A 19393-nucleotide genomic window follows, 5' to 3' on the forward strand; every position below is an offset into this window, starting at 1 on the left:
GCCCCGGGTCGGTATTTTTTTGCTTCTGACTCTGGCATGGCGTATGCCAGAGTGGGCTTAGCAGCCGGGGTGAGAGCAGCCGCCCCCTACAGGAATGTTCAAGAGGTATAACAAATGCAAGCTATCCCAATGACCTTACGTGGTGCTGAAAAACTGCGCGAAGAACTGGATTTTCTGAAATCGGTGCGCCGTCCTGAAATCATTGCCGCTATCGCAGATGCGCGCGAGCATGGCGACCTGAAAGAAAATGCAGAGTATCACGCGGCGCGCGAACAGCAGGGTTTCTGCGAAGGGCGCATTAAAGATATCGAAGCTAAACTGTCCAACGCGCAGGTTATCGACGTCACAAAAATGCCGAACAATGGTCGCGTAGTTTTCGGCGCGACGGTTACCGTGCTGAATCTCGATAACGACGAAGAGCAGACCTGGCGTATTGTCGGCGATGATGAAGCCGATTTTAAACAGAACCTGATTTCGGTGAACTCGCCTATTGCTCGTGGCCTAATCGGTAAAGAGCAGGATGACGTGGTGGTTATTAAAACGCCGGGCGGTGAAGTTGAATATGAAGTAACGAAGGTAGAATACCTGTAATTCGCATCTTGGTTAAGATGTTGATACATTGTAAAGAAAGGAAAAAGGCCGCTTAGCGGCCTTTTATCAACGAAGAGAGCGTGGCATTTTGCTCTCCTGCTAGCGGAAAATCCCGCGTTTTACACAAACTTCGTGTGCAACTTTGGGATATTCTTAGCGTGGCAGCGAGATTTTACGTTCTTTAGTCGGGCGATACAGTACCAGAGTTTTACCGATGACCTGTACATTGCAGGCGCCGGTTTCGCGTACGATAGCTTCCACGATCAAGGTTTTAGTATCGCGATCTTCCGAGGCGATTTTCACCTTGATAAGTTCATGGTGCTCTAACGCTTGTTCAATCTCGGCCAGTACCCCTTCGGTCAAACCATTGTTGCCAAGCATAACTACAGGCTTGAGCGGATGTGCCAGACCTTTCAGGTGCTGTTTTTGTTTAGTACTCAGATTCATCGTATATTTTTGCTTACGTTGGGATTGAAAACGGGTCATTCTACCGCCATCTCCCATATATCGCCAAATAGCTGTGTAGAAATTTACACCATTGGTTACGATGAACTGCCCTTTGGGAATGTGAAATGACAGGTAAAAAGCGTTCTGCCAGCTCGAGTCGCTGGCTTCAGGAACACTTTAGCGATAAATATGTTCAGCAGGCGCAGAAAAAGGGGTTACGTTCCCGTGCCTGGTTTAAACTTGATGAAATACAGCAAAGTGACAAAATTTTTAAACCGGGGATGACGATTGTTGATCTCGGTGCTGCACCCGGTGGCTGGTCGCAATATGCGGTTACGCAGATCGGCAACACTGGCCGCATTATCGCTTGCGATCTTTTACCTATGGATCCAATCGTTGGTGTGGACTTCCTTCAGGGCGACTTTCGTGATGAATTAGTCCTGAAAGCGTTACTTGAGCGCGTAGGTGACAGTAAAGTACAAGTTGTCATGTCTGATATGGCGCCAAATATGTGTGGAACACCGGCGGTGGATATTCCCCGGGCCATGTATCTGGTAGAGCTGGCGCTTGGAATGGCTCGTGATGTATTAGCGCCAGGTGGTAGTTTTGTAGTGAAGGTGTTCCAGGGCGAAGGCTTCGATGAGTATCTAAGAGAGATTCGCTCCCTGTTTACGAAGGTCAAAGTTCGTAAGCCGGACTCTTCTCGCGCCCGTTCGCGTGAAGTGTATATTGTAGCGACCGGGCGTAAACCATAACCGGTAGATTTCAAACGAAAGTTTGAAAGAAACTGGATATAGAGTATCCTGACGCTGTTTTTAACACAGTTGTAATATGAGGTTAATCCCTTGAGTGACATGGCGAAAAACCTAATTCTCTGGCTGGTCATTGCCGTTGTGCTGATGTCAGTATTCCAGAGCTTTGGGCCCAGCGAGTCTAATGGCCGTAAGGTTGATTACTCTACCTTCCTGCAAGAGGTCAATCAGGACCAGGTTCGTGAAGCGAAGATCAACGGACGTGAGATTAACGTTACCAAGAAAGATAGTAACCGTTACACGACCTACATTCCGGTTAACGATCCGAAGCTGCTTGATAACCTGCTGACCAAAAACGTCAAGGTTGTTGGTGAACCGCCTGAAGAGCCGAGCCTGCTGGCTTCTATCTTCATTTCCTGGTTCCCAATGCTGCTGCTGATTGGTGTCTGGATCTTCTTCATGCGTCAAATGCAGGGCGGTGGTGGCAAAGGTGCCATGTCGTTCGGTAAGAGCAAAGCGCGCATGCTGACGGAAGATCAGATCAAAACGACTTTTGCAGACGTTGCTGGTTGCGACGAAGCAAAAGAAGAAGTTGCTGAGCTGGTTGAGTATCTGCGCGAACCGAGCCGTTTCCAGAAGCTGGGCGGTAAAATCCCGAAAGGCGTTCTGATGGTCGGTCCTCCGGGTACGGGTAAAACCCTGCTGGCGAAAGCTATCGCAGGTGAAGCGAAGGTTCCTTTCTTCACCATTTCCGGTTCTGATTTCGTGGAAATGTTCGTGGGTGTCGGTGCATCTCGTGTGCGTGACATGTTCGAACAAGCCAAGAAAGCGGCACCGTGCATCATCTTCATCGATGAAATCGACGCCGTAGGTCGCCAGCGTGGTGCAGGTCTGGGCGGTGGTCACGATGAACGTGAGCAGACACTGAACCAGATGCTGGTTGAGATGGACGGCTTCGAAGGTAACGAAGGCATTATCGTTATCGCGGCAACTAACCGTCCGGACGTTCTTGACCCTGCGCTGCTGCGTCCAGGCCGTTTCGACCGTCAGGTTGTGGTTGGTCTGCCGGATGTCCGCGGTCGTGAACAGATCCTGAAAGTGCATATGCGTCGCGTACCGCTGTCTCCGGATATCGATGCGGCAATCATTGCACGTGGTACGCCTGGCTTCTCCGGTGCTGATCTCGCGAACCTGGTCAACGAAGCGGCGCTGTTTGCAGCTCGTGGCAACAAGCGTGTTGTATCGATGGTTGAATTCGAGAAAGCGAAAGACAAAATCATGATGGGTGCGGAACGTCGCTCCATGGTGATGACGGAAGCGCAGAAAGAATCTACCGCGTATCACGAAGCAGGCCACGCGATTATCGGTCGCCTGGTACCGGAACACGATCCGGTGCACAAAGTGACGATTATCCCGCGCGGTCGTGCGCTGGGTGTGACTTTCTTCCTGCCTGAAGGCGACGCAATCAGCGCCAGCCGCCAGAAACTGGAAAGTCAGATCTCCACGCTGTACGGCGGTCGTCTGGCGGAAGAGATCATCTACGGTGTTGAACATGTTTCTACCGGTGCGTCGAACGACATTAAAGTCGCGACTAACCTGGCGCGTAACATGGTTACTCAGTGGGGCTTCTCCGAGAAACTCGGTCCGTTGCTGTACGCTGAAGAAGAAGGCGAAGTGTTCCTGGGACGTTCTGTGGCGAAAGCTAAACATATGTCCGATGAAACGGCTCGTATTATCGATCAGGAAGTTAAACTGCTGATTGAGCGTAACTATGACCGTGCGCGTCGTCTGCTGAACGAAAACATGGACATTCTGCACTCGATGAAAGATGCGCTCATGAAATATGAGACCATCGATGCGCCGCAGATTGATGATCTGATGGCTCGCCGCGAGGTACGTCCGCCAGCGGGTTGGGAAGAACCGGGTTCTTCTAACAACAACTCTGGCAGCACCGGCAAGCCGAGTGCGCCGCGTCCGGTTGATGAACCGCGTGCGCCGGACTCTGGCACCATGTCAGAGCAACTGGGCGACAAATAAGTTATCGTTGATGATGACCGTGTTCTAATTTAAAACCCTGGGGCTTGCCCCGGGGTTTTTCTTATTTGTATATTCAAGATGTTATCAGGGATAAAACTATGAAACTCTTTGCTCAGGGGTCTTCACTGGATCTCAGCCATCCGCACGTCATGGGGATTTTGAACGTCACGCCAGATTCCTTTTCCGATGGTGGTGCGCACAACTCTCTGGTTGAGGCGGTAAAACACGCAAACCTGATGATTAACGCCGGGGCGACTATCATTGATGTGGGTGGTGAATCCACACGTCCAGGCGCGGCCGATGTGAGCGTGGAAGAAGAGTTGCAGCGAGTGATCCCGGTGGTGGAGGCGATTGCTCAACGTTTTGAAGTGTGGATTTCGGTCGATACTTCAAAAGCAGAAGTGATTCGCGAGTGCGCCAGAGTCGGCGCACATATCATTAATGACATTCGCTCACTCTCGGAGCCAGGGGCACTGGAAGCCGCAGCAGAAACCGGATTACCGGTTTGTCTGATGCATATGCAGGGTCAGCCGAAAACCATGCAGGAAGCACCAAAGTACGAGGATGTTTTTGCTGATGTAAATCGTTACTTTGTTGAACAAATAGCACGCTGCGAGCGGGCTGGAATCACAAAAGATAAATTGTTGCTCGACCCCGGGTTCGGATTCGGTAAAAATCTCACTCACAACTACACATTACTGGCACGTTTGGCTGAGTTTCATCATTTTAATCTGCCATTGCTGGTTGGAATGTCACGAAAATCAATGGTTGGCCAGTTGTTGAATGTGGGGCCATCCGAACGCCTGAGCGGGAGCCTTGCGTGCGCGGTCATTGCGGCAATGCAGGGGGCGCATATCGTTCGTGTCCATGACGTCAAAGAAACCGTAGAAGCGATGCGTGTGGTGGAAGCCACATTGTCTGCAAAGGAAAATAAACGCTATGAGTAATCGTAAATATTTTGGCACCGATGGGATCCGTGGTCGCGTAGGCGACGCCCCAATTACCCCTGACTTTGTGCTCAAACTGGGTTGGGCTGCAGGAAAAGTGCTGGCACGTCATGGTTCACGTAAAATTATTATCGGCAAAGATACGCGTATTTCTGGCTATATGCTGGAGTCCGCACTGGAAGCGGGTCTGGCTGCCGCCGGACTGTCGGCTTCTTTCACGGGCCCAATGCCAACACCCGCCATTGCGTATCTGACGCGCGCCTTCCGTGCTGAAGCCGGGATTGTTATCTCCGCTTCGCACAACCCGTACTATGACAACGGGATTAAATTCTTCTCCATCGATGGGACCAAACTGCCGGATGCAGTTGAAGAAGCTATCGAAGCCGAAATGGAAAAAGCGATCACCTGCGTGGACTCGGCTGACCTGGGTAAAGCTACCCGTATCGTTGATGCTGCCGGTCGTTATATCGAGTTTTGCAAAGGCACCTTCCCGAATGAATTGAGTCTGAGTGAGCTTAAAATTGTGGTGGATTGCGCTAATGGTGCGACGTACCACATTGCGCCAAATGTACTGCGTGAGCTGGGCGCAAACGTGATTGCTATTGGCTGTGAGCCAAACGGTGTGAATATCAATGAAGAAGTCGGCGCTACCGACGTCCGTGCCCTGCAGGCGCGCGTGATGGCGGAAAAAGCCGATCTGGGTATTGCGCTGGATGGTGACGGCGACCGCGTCATTATGGTTGACCACGAAGGCAATAAGGTCGATGGCGATCAGATCATGTACATCATTGCCCGTGAAGCCCTGCGTCAGGGGCAACTGCGCGGTGGTGCGGTAGGCACGCTGATGAGCAATATGGGCCTCGAGCTGGCGCTGAAACAGTTGGGTATTCCGTTTGCCCGTGCGAAAGTCGGCGACCGCTACGTACTGGAAAAAATGCAGGAAAAAGGCTGGCGTATCGGTGCTGAAAACTCAGGCCATGTGATCCTGCTGGACAAAACCACCACCGGTGACGGTATCGTCGCGGGCCTGCAGGTACTGGCGGCGATGGTACGCAACCATATGAGTTTGCACGACCTGTGCAGCGGCATGAAAATGTTCCCGCAACTGCTGGTTAACGTACGTTACACCGCAGGTAGCGGCGATCCGCTGGAACATGAAAACGTGAAAGCGGTGATGGCTGAAGTTGAAGCTGCACTGGGCAATCGCGGACGTGTTCTGCTGCGTAAGTCAGGTACTGAACCGTTAATTCGCGTGATGGTTGAAGGTGAAGATGAAGCGCAGGTGACTGAATTCGCTCACCGTATTGCCGATGCCGTCAAAGCGGTGTAATCACTAAAGACAGTGAAAACCGGAGTCTGGGACTCCGGTTTTTTTTTACTGTACGGGAAGCGACTGTTTATGTCGGCGCTGCCAGAAGTAACCACCGATCATTAATATTACAAGGACTGCCAGCCACGGCAGAACCGCCAGCAAATGCCCTGACCGGGCAAAGGTCAGCGCAATCATCAGTAACCAACCGCCCAGCATCGGAATCGCGGTGCGCTTAACAATATCCACAGGTGAGACGCCTGCAATTCCCGCGATAGCAATGATGACGCCGGCAATGGGGGATAACGTACGACCAATACCCGCCGATATCTGGATAGGCAACATCATGACTGCGATGTCGCTACCGATATGACGGCTGATGTCCGGTACCATTGGGGCGAAGGAGAAAAACGCGGCATTTCCTGAGCCCATTAGCGCTGAAATTGCAAAGGTGATCAGGGTCATCAGCAGGATAATAGAGGCGGCGCTGAGGCCAAATTCACCGGAAAGCGACAGCAGCGCATCGACGGCGCCAATAGCTTTCAGTCCGGCTGAAAAGACTTCACCGGCGATAATCAGCGTGACGACGGTGGCAAAAACGCTGCCCATGCTGTCAAAGACTTTTTGTACGCCTGCCATCACCTCGCGCGCCTTACGATGACGGCAATACTCACAAACCAGGGTAATGGCGAGGCTTATCAGTACGGCGGTATCCAGCGTAATTTTGAGCGAACTGAATACTAAATCACTGCACACCAGCATCAACACCAGAGGTAGCATGGGCAGAAAAAGCCAGGCGATCGGTGCTTCAGTTTCATCGGTCGACGTTAATGTCTGCATCTGCTGAGCCACACCGTCACTGCTTTCCCGATGGTCGAAAAAGCGTTGCACAACAATATGTAACAGGGCGATGAACAGAATAACGGGGACGACGATCGGCAACTGATCCTGCACGAAATAGTTCACCACCTCGATGCCTGCGGTTTTGGCGGCGAGAACCGAGTTGCCGGAACCTGGACCAAATTCAACCGCACAGGTACTGGCGATAACGGCGGCAACGGCAGCGCGGCTACAGCCAAGACGGGTCAGCAGCGGGTAGAGCGTCGCCATCAACAGCAGACCCAGCCCGGTGGCGCTGCTGATAAACAGCGACAGGAATTGACCCAGCAACAGCGCCAGCCCCAACAGCAGATACGGTGAGTTCAGGCGTTGCAAAGGGCGAGATGTCACCCGAACCAGCACCTGGCTTGCGCCAATGGCCGACATATATGTAGCGAAACCACCAATCAGCATAATTTGCAGCCCAAGGCCGCCGAGGCGCACGCTCAGGGTATCGCGAATAAACTCGAAGGCATCAAAGGGGCCGAATCCGGTGCTTTTTTTCACCAGGTCACTGAGCGTGGTCATCCCGCTAAAATGCGCGATAAGCAGCAGCACAATCCCGGTCAACAGCAACACTGACTGGGGGTGATATTTTTTGAGGATCAGACGTCCGGCAAAAATGATGGCAATTAGCGCCAGTAATAATGACATTCTTGCCCCCTTACTCGAAGTTGCCAGTAACCAGGCACTCGCCATCCCGCAGCAACGGCTTACCCGCAGCGAACAGATGGGCCAGCGAGAGGTCATCATTGAGTACACAGATATCGGCACGTTCCCCGGCGCAGAGCACGCCGCCGGAAATACCCAGCGAGCGCGCAACGTTTGCCGTCAACATCGCGATCGCTTGTGGCACTGGGATCCCCACATCAATCAGACGAGGAAGAAGATTAAGGTTACCTGCGACCGGTGCCGCGCTTAAGCCTTCCACAATACCCTGGGCGTTAAAGCGCGGAACGCTGCCATTACCATCAGAGCTGATCGTGATGCGATCGGCTGGAACCTGGGCTTCCAGAGCGTGGAGGATTGCCTGCTCCTGAGGCATAAAGCGACTACCGCCAGACGTAACGTCGATATGGCCGCCACGATGAGCGAACGCAATCGCCTGTTCGAACAAGGGCGCTGTTCTCGCAACATGGGTCGGTGAAATGTGGTGAATCGGAATGCCTGCATCACACAGCTCAATAAGCTGCGACATCCCTTCCGGCAGATTCCCAAGATGTACATGCAGTAACCCTTTTTTGCCTGCCAGCAGGGAAGCCACGCGGATATCGCTTACTATTCTCAGCAATTCCTGGAAAGAGGGGTAAGAACCACGGTGATCGGCGAGGGCGATTTTGACGCCAAGAATCGCCGGGATGAAGGTCATGTCATCGCGGATGGATCGCGTAATGGTTGGGCTGGGTACCGCGTAGGCTCCCGTATGCATAAATGCGCGTAATCCCTCAAGGTTGAGAGACTGCATTTTGGCGTAGAGGTCTTTGGGCGAACGAGAAATGGCATCGGTACCTAACACGCCGACAACCGTGGTAATACCTGCCTGAATCAGATCGCGTAGCTTGACGGCTGGCGTTCGGCTGGCAAATCCAGCCTCGCCACCGCCACCGGTAAGATGGACATGTTGATCTATTATGCCTGGGATAACCCATTTGCCATGACAATCGATGACCTCGTCGACGCCATCAAACAGGGAAAGATCTTTTTCTACCGCCACAATTCGGTCGGCATGAATGAGCAGGGAGCAGAGGCCTAAATCCTCGGGAGAAAAAACACGGGCATTGGTCAATAAAGTAAACATATCGGTCCTGTCAAACGTCGTGGGTGAGAGTCGGCAGGTGAAAGGAATATTGTTGTTATGATGCCCACCATAAAGCCATTACTATAACTATGACTATTACCGATTTGGTATTGGAGGATGCGGTTATGGCATGGTGGAGAGTTCAACGTGGATTGTAAGTGGCTGGAAGATTTTCTGGCATTGAGTCAGCATGGAAACTACTCTCAGGCCGCGGCGCAGCGGCATATTACTCAACCCGCACTCAGTCGGCGTATAAAGGCGCTGGAAGAGGTGTTAGGGGTGCCGTTGTTTGACCGGACCACGACCCCCGTTACGCTGACACGCTATGGTGAACGCTTTGAACCCTATGCCCGGCACGTCCTCAGTACACTAACAGAGGCGCGCCACGAGCTATCGGCGATGACGCCAGCAACGGACAATACGCTGGTGATGGTTAGCCTGCATACGCTGTCGGTGAATATCCTGCCGGATATGATCAACTATCTGCGACAGAGTGAACCGCAGTTAAATTTTACGGTTAATGCCAGTATTCAGGGGATAGACAACCACTTTAACGCCTTGATAGATCGGCAAATCGATCTTCTGGTGACCTACGATTTACCGTCTTCGCAGCCGGGGCTGGAGATTGCCGGAGGGTTAAAACGTTCACTATGGCGGTATGAGCGATTTATACCGGTTATTTCTGCGCAGTTGGCTAATGCGCTTAACGATCCGCATGTGCCGATCCCATGGCTATGCTATAGCGACTACACCTTTGTCAGACGCATTATTGAGCCAGTTGAACAACGCGTCCGCCCACGTCTGAAAAAAGTGTTTGAGAGTGGTTTAAGCGAAACGATACGAGAAATGGTGCTGCGGCATATGGGAATGGCATGGTTACCCGAATCGATGGTGGCGGAAGAGTTGGTGAACCAGCAAATTATTCACTGCTGGCCAGAAAACGCTGACCTGATTTGTGAAATCCCCGTTGTGGTATGGGCGAATCTTGACGATCAACGCGCCGTCATGCAGAGATGCTGGGAGAAGTTGCTGCGTTTTTGATTGATATGGCGATTTTTTCCGCAGTTGATACAATGCCAACAAATTGCCCTTGCGAAGGTTATTCGCTTTGGTTAGTATTCACACCCGCTTCAGTGGGAAACAGTAAACATTCCCGCTTTAATGGTCGAAGCATTGTACGCGGCAACTCCGCAAGGAACAGGTTGATTATGCACGAAGCTCTTTTAGTAGTTTTCCTTATTGTGGCAATTGGCCTGGTAGGCTTGATCATGCTGCAGCAAGGCAAAGGCGCTGATATGGGAGCCTCTTTTGGCGCAGGCGCTTCTGGTACTCTGTTTGGTTCAAGTGGTTCTGGTAACTTCATGACCCGCATGACAGCTGTATTGGGAACCTTGTTCTTCATCATCAGTCTGGTGCTGGGTAACATGAACAGCAATAAGACCAATAAAGGAAGTGAGTGGGAAAATCTGAGTGCACCGGCGAAAACCGAGCAAACTCAGCCAGTTGCTCCGGCTCAGCCGACCAGCGATATCCCACGCTAAGTATTCTGTACCGAGGTGGTGGAATTGGTAGACACGCTACCTTGAGGTGGTAGTGCCCTAACGGGCTTGTGGGTTCGAGTCCCATCCTCGGTACCAAATTCCAAAAAAAAGACGCTGCAAAGCGTCTTTTTTTTCGTCTGTCATTTGTGGTAGTTCTGTAGGTCGGATAAGACATTTAGGACGCCATCCGACTATTACAATACCTGATGATGCCAGGCTTATCAGGCCTCAGGGTAACAGAACATCCCTATTTTATGCGCATAAAAAAGGCCGCTTTCGCGGCCTGAAGATGATGAATATTTACTTCGCCTTGTTTTCCAGATTCTCAACCTGCGGCAGGCCGGTTGTGGAAGAGGCGGTCAGCAGGCCGGACTGCGCATAACCGAACAGCTTCTCGCGGGTATCAGTGATATCCAGATTACGCATGGTCAACTGACCGATACGATCATCCGGAGAGAATACTGAGTCGCCTTTTTCCATCGTCAGACGTTCTGGTTTGTAAGTCAGATTGTCAGACACGGTGTTGAGGATTGAGTAATCATTACCGCGACGCAGTTCCAGCGTCACTTCACCCGTAATCTGGCTGGCAACCCAACGCTGCAGACCGTCACGCAGCATCAGCGCCTGAGAGTCAAACCAGCGGCCCTGATACAACAGACGACCAAGCTGGCGACCGTGCGCGTGATACTGCTCGATGGTGTCTTCGTTGTGAATCCCGGTCAGCAAACGCTCATAGGCGATGTGCAGCAATGCCATCCCCGGAGCTTCGTAGATGCCCCGGCTTTTCGCTTCAATGATACGGTTTTCAATCTGATCGCTCATACCCAGACCGTGACGACCGCCGATGCGGTTGGCTTCCAGCATCATCTCAACGTCGTCGCTGAAGGTTTTACCGTTCAGCGCAACCGGATGACCCTGCTCAAAACGCACGGTGACTTCTTCTGCCGGGATCTTCACGCTCTCATCCCAGAATTTCACGCCCATAATCGGGTTGACGATTTTGACGCTGGAGTTCAGAAATTCGAGGTCTTTTGCTTCGTGGGTCGCCCCGAGCATATTGGAGTCCGTGGAGTACGCTTTCTCAACGGACATCTTGTAGTCGAAACCACAGGCAATCATAAATTCGGACATCTCATGGCGACCACCGAGTTCATCGATAAAATCGGTATCCAGCCATGGTTTGTAAATCTGCAGTTCGGCGTTGGTCAGCAGACCGTAACGATAGAAGCGTTCAATATCGTTACCTTTATAGGTGCTACCGTCACCCCAGATATTAACGCCATCTTCTTTCATGGCCGCAACCAGCATGGTGCCAGTGACAGCACGGCCCAGCGGAGTGGTATTGAAATAGGTCAGTCCGCCGGTGGTGTTGTGGAATGCACCGCACTGAATCGCAGCGATCCCTTCGGCAACCAGCTGCTTACGGCAATCTACCAGGCGAGCATTCTCAGCACCATATTCCATTGCACGGCGAGGAATGGCGTCATAGTCATCCTCATCCGGCTGGCCCAAATTCGCAGTATATGCATATGGGACAGCCCCTTTTTGTCGCATCCACAGCAGTGCTGCACTGGTGTCCAGGCCGCCGGAAAAAGCGATACCAATACGTTGACCTACCGGGAGATGCTTGAGAATCGTCGTCATAAAATAAAACCCTGCTTGATAGACTGGTGAAGAGGTCGGCTTATTATACTAATTGCATTTTTATGCAAAATAAGTGAGTTTTCATTTAATCATCTTTTCTGGATGACAGGAAGAGTTTAGTGATAATTTCGTTAAATATCGGTGCGGGTGACACATTTATCTGGTCGAATATTCGCTGGGCAGCATTCATTGATTTGCATAGTCGTAACAAGGTTGACATACCGCATAGTGAATCAATATACTGTGCGCAGATTTTACGTCCCGTCCTCGGTACCAAATCCCAGCAGTATTTGCATTTTTTACCCAAAACGAGTAAAATTTGCCACGTTTCAGGCGCGGGGTGGAGCAGCCTGGTAGCTCGTCGGGCTCATAACCCGAAGGTCGTCGGTTCAAATCCGGCCCCCGCAACCACTTTCCCTTAGAGTTCTTTTTCAAATATACTGTGAAGACTTAGGCCTTCGTAGCTGGATTTGAAAAAAATTCTTTCGGAAGGTTTTCCGAACCGCAGGTGCGGTTATAGGGTTCAGTTATATAAAGCCCCGATTTATCGGGGTTTTTTGTTATCTGACTACAGAATAACTGGGCTTTAGGCCCTTTTTTTATGTCTTGGGGGTGGGCTTGTCCACATTAGAGCAAAAATTAACAGAGATGATTACAGCGCCAGTTGAAGCCCTGGGCTACGAGTTGGTCGGCATCGAATTTATTCGTGGTCGCACATCCACACTGCGCATCTATATTGATAGTGAAGATGGCATCAATGTTGATGATTGTGCTGATGTGAGCCATCAGGTAAGCGCCGTGATGGATGTCGAAGACCCAATCACCGTTGCCTACAACCTGGAAGTCTCCTCTCCGGGTCTCGACCGTCCTCTGTTCACAGCTGAACACTACGTGCGTTTCCTGGGTGAAGAAGTGACGCTGGTTCTTCGTATGGCGGTACAAAACCGTCGTAAATGGCAGGGCGTTATCAAAGCGGTGGATGGTGAGATGATCACGGTCACAGTCGAAGGTAAAGATGAAGTGTTCGCGCTGAGTAATATCCAGAAGGCGAACCTGGTTCCCCACTTTTAACAGTCTGGATTGAGGTGAAAAGCCCGCGATGAACAAAGAAATTTTGGCTGTTGTTGAAGCCGTATCCAACGAAAAAGCGCTGCCACGCGAGAAAATTTTTGAAGCGCTGGAAAGTGCGCTGGCTACAGCAACAAAGAAAAAATATGAGCAAGAGATCGACGTTCGCGTAGAAATCGATCGTAAAAGCGGTGATTTCGATACCTTCCGTCGTTGGGTAATCGTAGAAGAAGTTACTCAGCCGACCAAAGAAATTACGCTGGAAGCGGCACGCTTCGAAGACGAAAGCCTGAACGTGGGCGAATATGTTGAAGATCAGATTGAATCTGTCACCTTTGACCGTATCACCACCCAGACCGCGAAACAGGTTATCGTACAGAAAGTACGTGAAGCCGAACGCGCAATGGTTGTCGATCAGTTCCGCGAACACGAAGGCGAAATCGTCACCGGTGTGGTGAAGAAAGTTAACCGCGACAACATTTCTCTGGATCTGGGCAGCAATGCTGAAGCCGTGATCCTGCGTGAAGACATGCTGCCGCGTGAAAACTTCCGCCCAGGCGACCGTATCCGTGGCGTTCTTTACTCTGTACGCCCGGAAGCGCGCGGTGCCCAGCTGTTCGTAACCCGTTCCAAACCGGAAATGCTGATAGAGCTGTTCCGCATTGAAGTGCCGGAAATTGGCGAAGAAGTGATCGAAATTAAAGCGGCTGCTCGCGATCCGGGTTCACGTGCGAAAATCGCCGTTAAGACCAACGACAAGCGTATTGATCCGGTCGGCGCCTGTGTGGGTATGCGCGGTGCGCGCGTTCAGGCGGTTTCTACTGAACTGGGCGGCGAGCGTATCGATATCGTCCTGTGGGATGATAACCCGGCGCAGTTCGTGATTAACGCAATGGCGCCAGCAGACGTCGCTTCTATCGTGGTGGATGAAGACAAACACACCATGGATATCGCGGTTGAAGCCGGTAACCTGGCTCAGGCGATTGGACGTAATGGTCAGAACGTCCGCCTGGCTTCACAACTGAGCGGTTGGGAACTCAACGTGATGACCGTTGATGACCTGCAGGCGAAGCATCAGGCTGAAGCACATGCAGCCATTGATACCTTCACCAAATATCTCGATATCGATGAAGATTTCGCGACGGTTCTGGTAGAAGAAGGTTTTGCGACGCTGGAAGAACTGGCCTACGTGCCAATGAAAGAGCTGCTGGAAATTGACGGCCTGGATGAACAGACCGTTGAAGCGCTGCGCGAGCGTGCTAAAAACGCACTGACCACTCTGGCACTGGCCCAGGAAGAAAGTCTCGGTGATAACAAACCGGCTGACGATCTGCTGAATCTGGAAGGATTGGATCGTGAGATGGCTTTCAAACTGGCTGCCCGTGGTGTTTGTACGCTGGAAGATCTCGCTGAACAGGGCATTGATGATCTGGCTGATATCGAAGGGTTGACCGACGAAAAAGCCGGTGAGCTGATTATGGCTGCCCGTAATATTTGCTGGTTCGGCGACGAAGCGTAATAAACTGTAGCAGGAAGGAACAGTATGACAGATGTAACCGTAAAAACGCTGGCTGCAGAGATACAGACCTCCGTGGATCGCCTGGTACAGCAATTTGCTGATGCAGGTATCCCGAAGTCTGCTGACGACTCTGTGTCCGCACAAGAGAAACAAACCTTACTGGCGCATCTGAACCGTGAAAACGGCTCAGCGCCCGATAAGTTGACATTGCAGCGTAAAACGCGCAGTACTCTCAATATTCCAGGTACCGGTGGAAAAAGCAAATCGGTACAAATCGAAGTCCGCAAGACACGCACCTTTGTGAAACGCGATCCGCAAGAGGCTGAACGCCTTGCCGCGGAAGAGCAGGCGCAGCGTGAAGCGGAAGAGCAAGCCCGTCGTGAGGCAGAAGAAGCTGCCAAACGCGAGGCGCAACAAAAAGCCGAACGTGAGGCCGCAGAACAAGCTAAGCGTGAAGCCGCTGATAAAGCGAAACGTGAAGCTGCGGAAAAAGACAAAGTGAGCAATCAACAGACCGACGATATGACTAAAACCGCCCAGGCCGAAAAAGCCCGCCGTGAAAATGAAGCCGCAGAACTGAAGCGTAAAGCGGAAGAAGAAGCACGTCGCAAGCTTGAAGAAGAAGCGCGCCGCGTAGCGGAAGAAGCTCGCCGTATGGCGGAAGAAAACGAGAAGAATGGTGTGAATAACGCTGAACCTGTTGAAGATACCAGCGATTATCACGTCACCACCTCTCAGCATGCTCGCCAGGCAGAAGACGAGAACGATCGCGAAGTAGAAGGCGGTCGTGGTCGTACTCGCAGCACGAAAGCAGCGCGTCCGGCGAAGAAAGGTAACAAACACGCTGAATCTAAAGCTGACCGTGAAGAAGCGCGTGCAGCGGTTCGCGGCGGTAAAGGCGGTAAGCAGCGTAAAGGTTCCGCTCTGCAGCAGGGCTTCCAGAAGCCGGCTCAGGCCGTTAACCGTGACGTTGTGATCGGCGAAACCATCACCGTTGGCGATCTGGCGAACAAGATGGCAGTCAAAGGTTCTCAGGTCATCAAAGCGATGATGAAGCTGGGCGCAATGGCGACCATTAACCAGGTCATCGACCAGGAAACCGCACAGCTGGTTGCCGAAGAGATGGGCCACAAAGTTATCCTGCGTCGTGAAAACGAGCTGGAAGAAGCAGTAATGAGCGACCGTGACACCGGCGCTGCGGCAGAACCGCGCGCACCGGTAGTGACCATCATGGGTCACGTTGACCACGGTAAAACGTCTCTGCTGGACTACATTCGCTCCACGAAAGTTGCCTCTGGCGAAGCGGGCGGCATTACTCAGCACATCGGTGCGTACCATGTTGAAACTGACAACGGTATGATCACCTTCCTGGATACCCCGGGTCACGCCGCGTTTACCTCCATGCGTGCTCGCGGTGCTCAGGCAACGGATATCGTTGTTCTGGTTGTTGCAGCAGATGACGGCGTGATGCCGCAGACTATCGAAGCTATCCAGCACGCGAAAGCGGCAGGTGTGCCGGTAGTGGTTGCAGTCAACAAAATCGATAAACCAGAAGCGGATCCAGATCGCGTTAAAAACGAACTGTCCCAGTACGGCATCATGCCGGAAGATTGGGGCGGCGAGAGCCAGTTCGTCCACGTTTCTGCGAAAGCGGGTACCGGTATTGACGAACTGCTGGATGCTATCCTGCTGCAGGCCGAAGTACTGGAACTGAAAGCTGTGCGTAAAGGTATGGCGAGCGGTGCGGTTATCGAATCCTTCCTGGATAAAGGTCGTGGTCCGGTTGCTACCGTGCTGGTACGTGAAGGTACGCTGAACAAAGGCGACATCGTACTGTGTGGTTTCGAATACGGCCGCGTTCGTGCGATGCGTAACGAACTGGGTCAGGAAGTACTGGAAGCGGGTCCGTCTATTCCGGTGGAAATCCTGGGTCTGTCCGGTGTTCCGGCTGCGGGTGACGAAGTTACCGTTGTTCGTGACGAGAAGAAAGCCCGTGAAGTTGCACTGTACCGTCAGGGCAAATTCCGTGAAGTTAAACTGGCTCGTCAGCAGAAATCTAAACTGGAGAACATGTTCGCCAACATGACCGAAGGCGAAGTTCACGAAGTGAACATCGTTCTGAAGGCCGATGTTCAGGGTTCTGTAGAAGCGATTTCCGACTCTTTACTGAAACTGTCTACCGACGAAGTAAAAGTGAAGATTATCGGTTCTGGCGTAGGTGGTATCACCGAAACCGACGCGACCCTGGCTGCGGCATCCAACGCGATTCTGGTTGGCTTCAACGTCCGTGCTGATGCCTCTGCACGTAAAGTTATCGAATCAGAAAGCCTGGATCTGCGTTACTACTCCGTCATCTATCATCTGATCGACGAAGTGAAAGCAGCGATGAGCGGCATGCTGTCTCCGGAACTGAAACAGCAGATCATTGGTCTGGCTGAAGTTCGTGATGTGTTCAAATCACCGAAATTCGGCGCTATCGCAGGCTGTATGGTTACCGAAGGCACGATTAAACGTCACAACCCAATCCGCGTACTGCGCGACAACGTGGTTATCTATGAAGGCGAGCTGGAATCCCTGCGCCGCTTCAAGGATGACGTCAACGAAGTCCGTAACGGCATGGAATGTGGTATCGGCGTTAAGAACTACAACGACGTTCGCGTTGGCGATATGATCGAAGTGTTCGAGATTATCGAGATCAAACGTACCATCGCATAATCTTCGTCGTCTTTTGGGCCGCAACTGCGTTGGCTGCGCTCGATCACCCCGGTCACATAGTTATCTATGCTCCCGGGGATTAACGAGTTTTCCGCCTTGCTGCAACCCAAAATCCTTAGAAGATGATTAAGTGTAGGCTGGGGAAGCGAAGCGCCACCCGGCAAGAAATTTAAAAAGGGGCTTATGGCCCCTTTTTTGTCTTTATTCTGGAGAATTTATTATGGCGAAAGAATTTGGTCGCCCACAGCGTGTCGCGCAGGAGATGCAGAAAGAAATCGCACTCATCCTGCAACGCGAAATCAAAGACCCGCGTGTTGGTATGATGACCACCGTATCGGGTGTTGAGATGTCCCGAGACCTGGCATACGCTAAAGTGTTCGTGACTTTCCTCAACGATCAGGACGAAGCTGCCGTGAAAAACGGCATTAAGGCACTGCAGGAAGCCTCTGGTTTTATCCGCTCTCTGCTGGGTAAAGCAATGCGTTTGCGTATCGTGCCTGAGCTGACCTTCTTCTACGACAATTCGTTAGTTGAAGGGATGCGCATGTCCAACCTGGTGACCAGCGTGGTGAAACATGACGATGAGCGTCGTGTGAACCCAGCGGATGACAGCAAGGAGGACTGATGAGTCGTCCTCGTCGTCGTGGTCGCGACATTCACGGTGTTCTACTGCTGGATAAGCCGCAGGGCATGTCCAGCAATGACGTACTGCAAAAAGTAAAGCGCATCTACAATGCCAACCGCGCGGGACATACCGGCGCGCTGGATCCGCTGGCGACAGGCATGCTGCCTATCTGCCTCGGTGAAGCGACTAAGTTTTCCCAGTATTTGCTGGATTCTGACAAACGCTATCGTGTGGTTGCCCGTCTGGGCCAGCGTACCGACACCTCCGATGCCGATGGGCAAATCGTGCAGGAGCGTCCGGTAACCTTCAGCGCAGAGCAGCTTGCGAGCGCGCTGGAGACTTTCCGCGGCGATATCGAGCAGATTCCGTCAATGTATTCGGCGCTGAAGTACCAGGGTAAAAAGCTGTACGAATATGCGCGTCAGGGCATTGAAGTGCCGCGTGAAGCGCGCCCGATTACCGTCTATGAGCTGCTGTTTATTCGCCACGAAGGTAACGAGCTGGAGCTGGAAGTTCACTGCTCCAAAGGCACTTATATTCGCACCATTGTTGACGATCTCGGGGAGAAGCTGGGCTGCGGCGCGCACGTAACGTATCTGCGTCGTCTGACGGTCAGCAAGTATCCGGTGGATCGTATGGTTACGCTGGAACACCTGCATGAGCTGGTTGAACAGGCCGAACAGCAGAACATTCCGGCGGCGCAGCTGCTTGATCCTTTGCTGATGCCAATGGACAGTCCTGCATCGGACTACCCTGTTGTTAATTTGCCTTTAACATCGTCGGTTTACTTTAAAAATGGTAACCCGGTACGGACGTCAGGTGCGCCGCTTGAAGGGCTGGTGCGCGTGACGGAAGGCGATGACGGCAAGTTTATCGGCATGGGGGAGATGGACGATGAAGGTCGTGTCGCCCCTCGTCGCCTGGTGGTTGAGTATCCTGCATAGCGCTCTCTGTCTTGCGATAAAAGGGCGCTGCGAGTAGAATACTGCCGCTTAACGTCGCGTAAATTGTTTAACAATCTGCGTGGCGTGTACACAAAATCATTCGAGCTGCATCAAGGCGGCAGGTCTGAGGATCCTCAGGAGCTTACTCAGGTAAGTGACCGAGGTGAGCGGATACAGCCAGCGCAGGGTCAGTTTGAAGAAGGCGTGTATACACTGGGATAGCTGAATTAGAGATCGGCATCCTTTCATTCTTAACACTTTGGAGTTTTAAAATGTCTCTAAGTACTGAAGCTACCGCTAAAATCGTTTCTGAGTTTGGTCGTGATGCAAACGACACCGGTTCTACCGATGTTCAGGTTGCTCTGTTGACTGCACAGATTAACCACCTGCAGGGCCACTTTGCAGAGCACAAAAAAGATCACCACAGCCGTCGTGGTCTGCTGCGCATGGTTTCTCAGCGTCGTAAACTGCTCGACTACCTGAAACGTAAAGATGTTGCACGTTACACCGCGCTGATCGAGCGTCTGGGTCTGCGTCGCTAATTCTTTCGAGTTTCAGAAAGAGGGGGCCTTCATGG

17 protein-coding genes and 2 tRNA genes are annotated in these 19393 nt (G+C 52.0%); 15 read left to right on the forward strand and 4 right to left on the reverse strand.

The genetic code is table 11. The annotated features are described in order from the left end of the window. Positions 1-114 precede the first annotated feature (114 nt). Positions 115-591 carry a transcription elongation factor GreA gene (gene greA, locus B9P82_RS18170; protein ID WP_016154674.1) on the forward strand — a complete coding sequence of 159 codons (477 nt, stop codon included), beginning with the start codon at positions 115-117 and terminating at the stop codon, positions 589-591. Positions 592-744: 153 nt separating this feature from the next. Here greA and yhbY read toward each other — a convergent pair whose 3' ends face one another. After that, positions 745-1038: a ribosome assembly RNA-binding protein YhbY gene (gene yhbY, locus B9P82_RS18175; RefSeq protein WP_003025016.1), complete on the reverse strand. Its 294-nt coding sequence runs from the start codon at positions 1036-1038 to the stop codon at positions 745-747. Between the two features lie 125 nt (positions 1039-1163). Here yhbY and rlmE point away from each other — a divergent pair, with 125 nt between their 5' ends. The 4 genes from rlmE (at position 1164) to glmM (ending at position 6104) form a co-directional block, all read left to right on the forward strand. Next, the gene (gene rlmE / locus B9P82_RS18180; protein ID WP_003025015.1) at positions 1164-1793 is read left to right on the forward strand and encodes a 23S rRNA (uridine(2552)-2'-O)-methyltransferase RlmE; all 630 of its coding nucleotides are present in this window, start codon (positions 1164-1166) and stop codon (positions 1791-1793) included. A gap of 99 nt (positions 1794-1892) precedes the next feature. Beyond that, entirely contained in the window at positions 1893-3827 is a 1935-nt protein-coding gene (ftsH, locus tag B9P82_RS18185) for an ATP-dependent zinc metalloprotease FtsH (protein ID WP_019077783.1), read from the forward strand. A gap of 98 nt (positions 3828-3925) precedes the next feature. Further along, positions 3926-4774 carry a dihydropteroate synthase gene (folP, locus tag B9P82_RS18190; RefSeq protein ID WP_047413952.1) on the forward strand — a complete coding sequence of 283 codons (849 nt, stop codon included), beginning with the start codon at positions 3926-3928 and terminating at the stop codon, positions 4772-4774. Next, positions 4767-6104 (forward strand): phosphoglucosamine mutase, encoded by a 1338-nt coding sequence (glmM, locus tag B9P82_RS18195; protein WP_047413953.1) that lies wholly within the window; start codon positions 4767-4769, stop codon positions 6102-6104. The genes folP and glmM overlap by 8 nt, the downstream gene beginning before the upstream one ends. Positions 6105-6149: 45 nt before the next feature. On the opposite strand, the gene dcuC is transcribed toward glmM, so the two are convergent. Then, positions 6150-7616 (reverse strand): C4-dicarboxylate transporter DcuC, encoded by a 1467-nt coding sequence (gene dcuC / locus B9P82_RS18200; protein ID WP_016157568.1) that lies wholly within the window; start codon positions 7614-7616, stop codon positions 6150-6152. 10 nt (positions 7617-7626) lie between these two features. Beyond that, on the reverse strand, positions 7627-8760 hold the full coding sequence (iadA, locus tag B9P82_RS18205) for a beta-aspartyl-peptidase (protein ID WP_046275529.1): 1134 nt from the start codon (positions 8758-8760) through the stop codon (positions 7627-7629). 147 nt (positions 8761-8907) lie between these two features. Between iadA and B9P82_RS18210 the strand changes: the two genes are divergently transcribed. From B9P82_RS18210 to B9P82_RS18220, 3 genes are all read left to right on the forward strand, one after another. Continuing rightward, positions 8908-9801 carry a LysR family transcriptional regulator gene (locus B9P82_RS18210; RefSeq protein ID WP_101700721.1) on the forward strand — a complete coding sequence of 298 codons (894 nt, stop codon included), beginning with the start codon at positions 8908-8910 and terminating at the stop codon, positions 9799-9801. 167 nt (positions 9802-9968) lie between these two features. Next, positions 9969-10301: a preprotein translocase subunit SecG gene (gene secG / locus B9P82_RS18215; protein ID WP_101700722.1), complete on the forward strand. Its 333-nt coding sequence runs from the start codon at positions 9969-9971 to the stop codon at positions 10299-10301. Positions 10302-10310: 9 nt separating this feature from the next. Next, positions 10311-10397, forward strand: a tRNA-Leu gene (locus B9P82_RS18220). A gap of 204 nt (positions 10398-10601) precedes the next feature. On the opposite strand, the gene argG is transcribed toward B9P82_RS18220, so the two are convergent. Continuing rightward, positions 10602-11945 carry an argininosuccinate synthase gene (gene argG, locus B9P82_RS18225; protein ID WP_003024998.1) on the reverse strand — a complete coding sequence of 448 codons (1344 nt, stop codon included), beginning with the start codon at positions 11943-11945 and terminating at the stop codon, positions 10602-10604. 334 nt (positions 11946-12279) lie between these two features. Between argG and B9P82_RS18230 the strand changes: the two genes are divergently transcribed. From B9P82_RS18230 to rpsO, 7 genes are all read left to right on the forward strand, one after another. Then, positions 12280-12356 (forward strand) — tRNA-Met (locus B9P82_RS18230). Positions 12357-12563: 207 nt separating this feature from the next. Beyond that, positions 12564-13016, forward strand: a complete 453-nt coding sequence (gene rimP / locus B9P82_RS18235) for a ribosome maturation factor RimP (RefSeq protein ID WP_003024996.1) — start codon at positions 12564-12566, stop codon at positions 13014-13016. A gap of 28 nt (positions 13017-13044) precedes the next feature. Beyond that, on the forward strand, positions 13045-14532 hold the full coding sequence (gene nusA / locus B9P82_RS18240) for a transcription termination factor NusA (RefSeq protein WP_003024992.1): 1488 nt from the start codon (positions 13045-13047) through the stop codon (positions 14530-14532). 24 nt (positions 14533-14556) lie between these two features. After that, on the forward strand, positions 14557-17247 hold the full coding sequence (infB, locus tag B9P82_RS18245) for a translation initiation factor IF-2 (RefSeq protein WP_016154667.1): 2691 nt from the start codon (positions 14557-14559) through the stop codon (positions 17245-17247). Positions 17248-17467: 220 nt separating this feature from the next. Beyond that, on the forward strand, positions 17468-17872 hold the full coding sequence (gene rbfA, locus B9P82_RS18250) for a 30S ribosome-binding factor RbfA (protein WP_003024988.1): 405 nt from the start codon (positions 17468-17470) through the stop codon (positions 17870-17872). Beyond that, on the forward strand, positions 17872-18816 hold the full coding sequence (gene truB, locus B9P82_RS18255; RefSeq protein ID WP_047358518.1) for a tRNA pseudouridine(55) synthase TruB: 945 nt from the start codon (positions 17872-17874) through the stop codon (positions 18814-18816). Before rbfA ends, truB begins: the two co-directional genes overlap by 1 nt. A 272-nt stretch (positions 18817-19088) precedes the next feature. Continuing rightward, entirely contained in the window at positions 19089-19358 is a 270-nt protein-coding gene (rpsO, locus tag B9P82_RS18260; protein WP_000059465.1) for a 30S ribosomal protein S15, read from the forward strand. Positions 19359-19393: the final 35 nt, after the last annotated feature.

It is taken from the genome of Citrobacter sp. L55 (genome assembly GCF_002850715.1).
Taxonomy (GTDB): Bacteria; Pseudomonadota; Gammaproteobacteria; order Enterobacterales; family Enterobacteriaceae; genus Citrobacter; species Citrobacter braakii.

What these genes read in the sequence shown, in the direction of transcription:
- greA (WP_016154674.1), top strand. Translation starts at nt 115, where the DNA reads ATGCAAGCTATCCCAATGACCTTACGTGGTGCTGAAAAACTGCGCGAA.
- yhbY (WP_003025016.1), bottom strand. Translation starts at nt 1,038, where the DNA reads ATGAATCTGAGTACTAAACAAAAACAGCACCTGAAAGGTCTGGCACAT.
- rlmE (WP_003025015.1), top strand. Translation starts at nt 1,164, where the DNA reads ATGACAGGTAAAAAGCGTTCTGCCAGCTCGAGTCGCTGGCTTCAGGAA.
- ftsH (WP_019077783.1), top strand. Translation starts at nt 1,893, where the DNA reads ATGGCGAAAAACCTAATTCTCTGGCTGGTCATTGCCGTTGTGCTGATG.
- folP (WP_047413952.1), top strand. Translation starts at nt 3,926, where the DNA reads ATGAAACTCTTTGCTCAGGGGTCTTCACTGGATCTCAGCCATCCGCAC.
- glmM (WP_047413953.1), top strand. Translation starts at nt 4,767, where the DNA reads ATGAGTAATCGTAAATATTTTGGCACCGATGGGATCCGTGGTCGCGTA.
- dcuC (WP_016157568.1), bottom strand. Translation starts at nt 7,616, where the DNA reads ATGTCATTATTACTGGCGCTAATTGCCATCATTTTTGCCGGACGTCTG.
- iadA (WP_046275529.1), bottom strand. Translation starts at nt 8,760, where the DNA reads ATGTTTACTTTATTGACCAATGCCCGTGTTTTTTCTCCCGAGGATTTA.
- secG (WP_101700722.1), top strand. Translation starts at nt 9,969, where the DNA reads ATGCACGAAGCTCTTTTAGTAGTTTTCCTTATTGTGGCAATTGGCCTG.
- argG (WP_003024998.1), bottom strand. Translation starts at nt 11,945, where the DNA reads ATGACGACGATTCTCAAGCATCTCCCGGTAGGTCAACGTATTGGTATC.
- nusA (WP_003024992.1), top strand. Translation starts at nt 13,045, where the DNA reads ATGAACAAAGAAATTTTGGCTGTTGTTGAAGCCGTATCCAACGAAAAA.
- infB (WP_016154667.1), top strand. Translation starts at nt 14,557, where the DNA reads ATGACAGATGTAACCGTAAAAACGCTGGCTGCAGAGATACAGACCTCC.
- rbfA (WP_003024988.1), top strand. Translation starts at nt 17,468, where the DNA reads ATGGCGAAAGAATTTGGTCGCCCACAGCGTGTCGCGCAGGAGATGCAG.
- truB (WP_047358518.1), top strand. Translation starts at nt 17,872, where the DNA reads ATGAGTCGTCCTCGTCGTCGTGGTCGCGACATTCACGGTGTTCTACTG.
- rpsO (WP_000059465.1), top strand. Translation starts at nt 19,089, where the DNA reads ATGTCTCTAAGTACTGAAGCTACCGCTAAAATCGTTTCTGAGTTTGGT.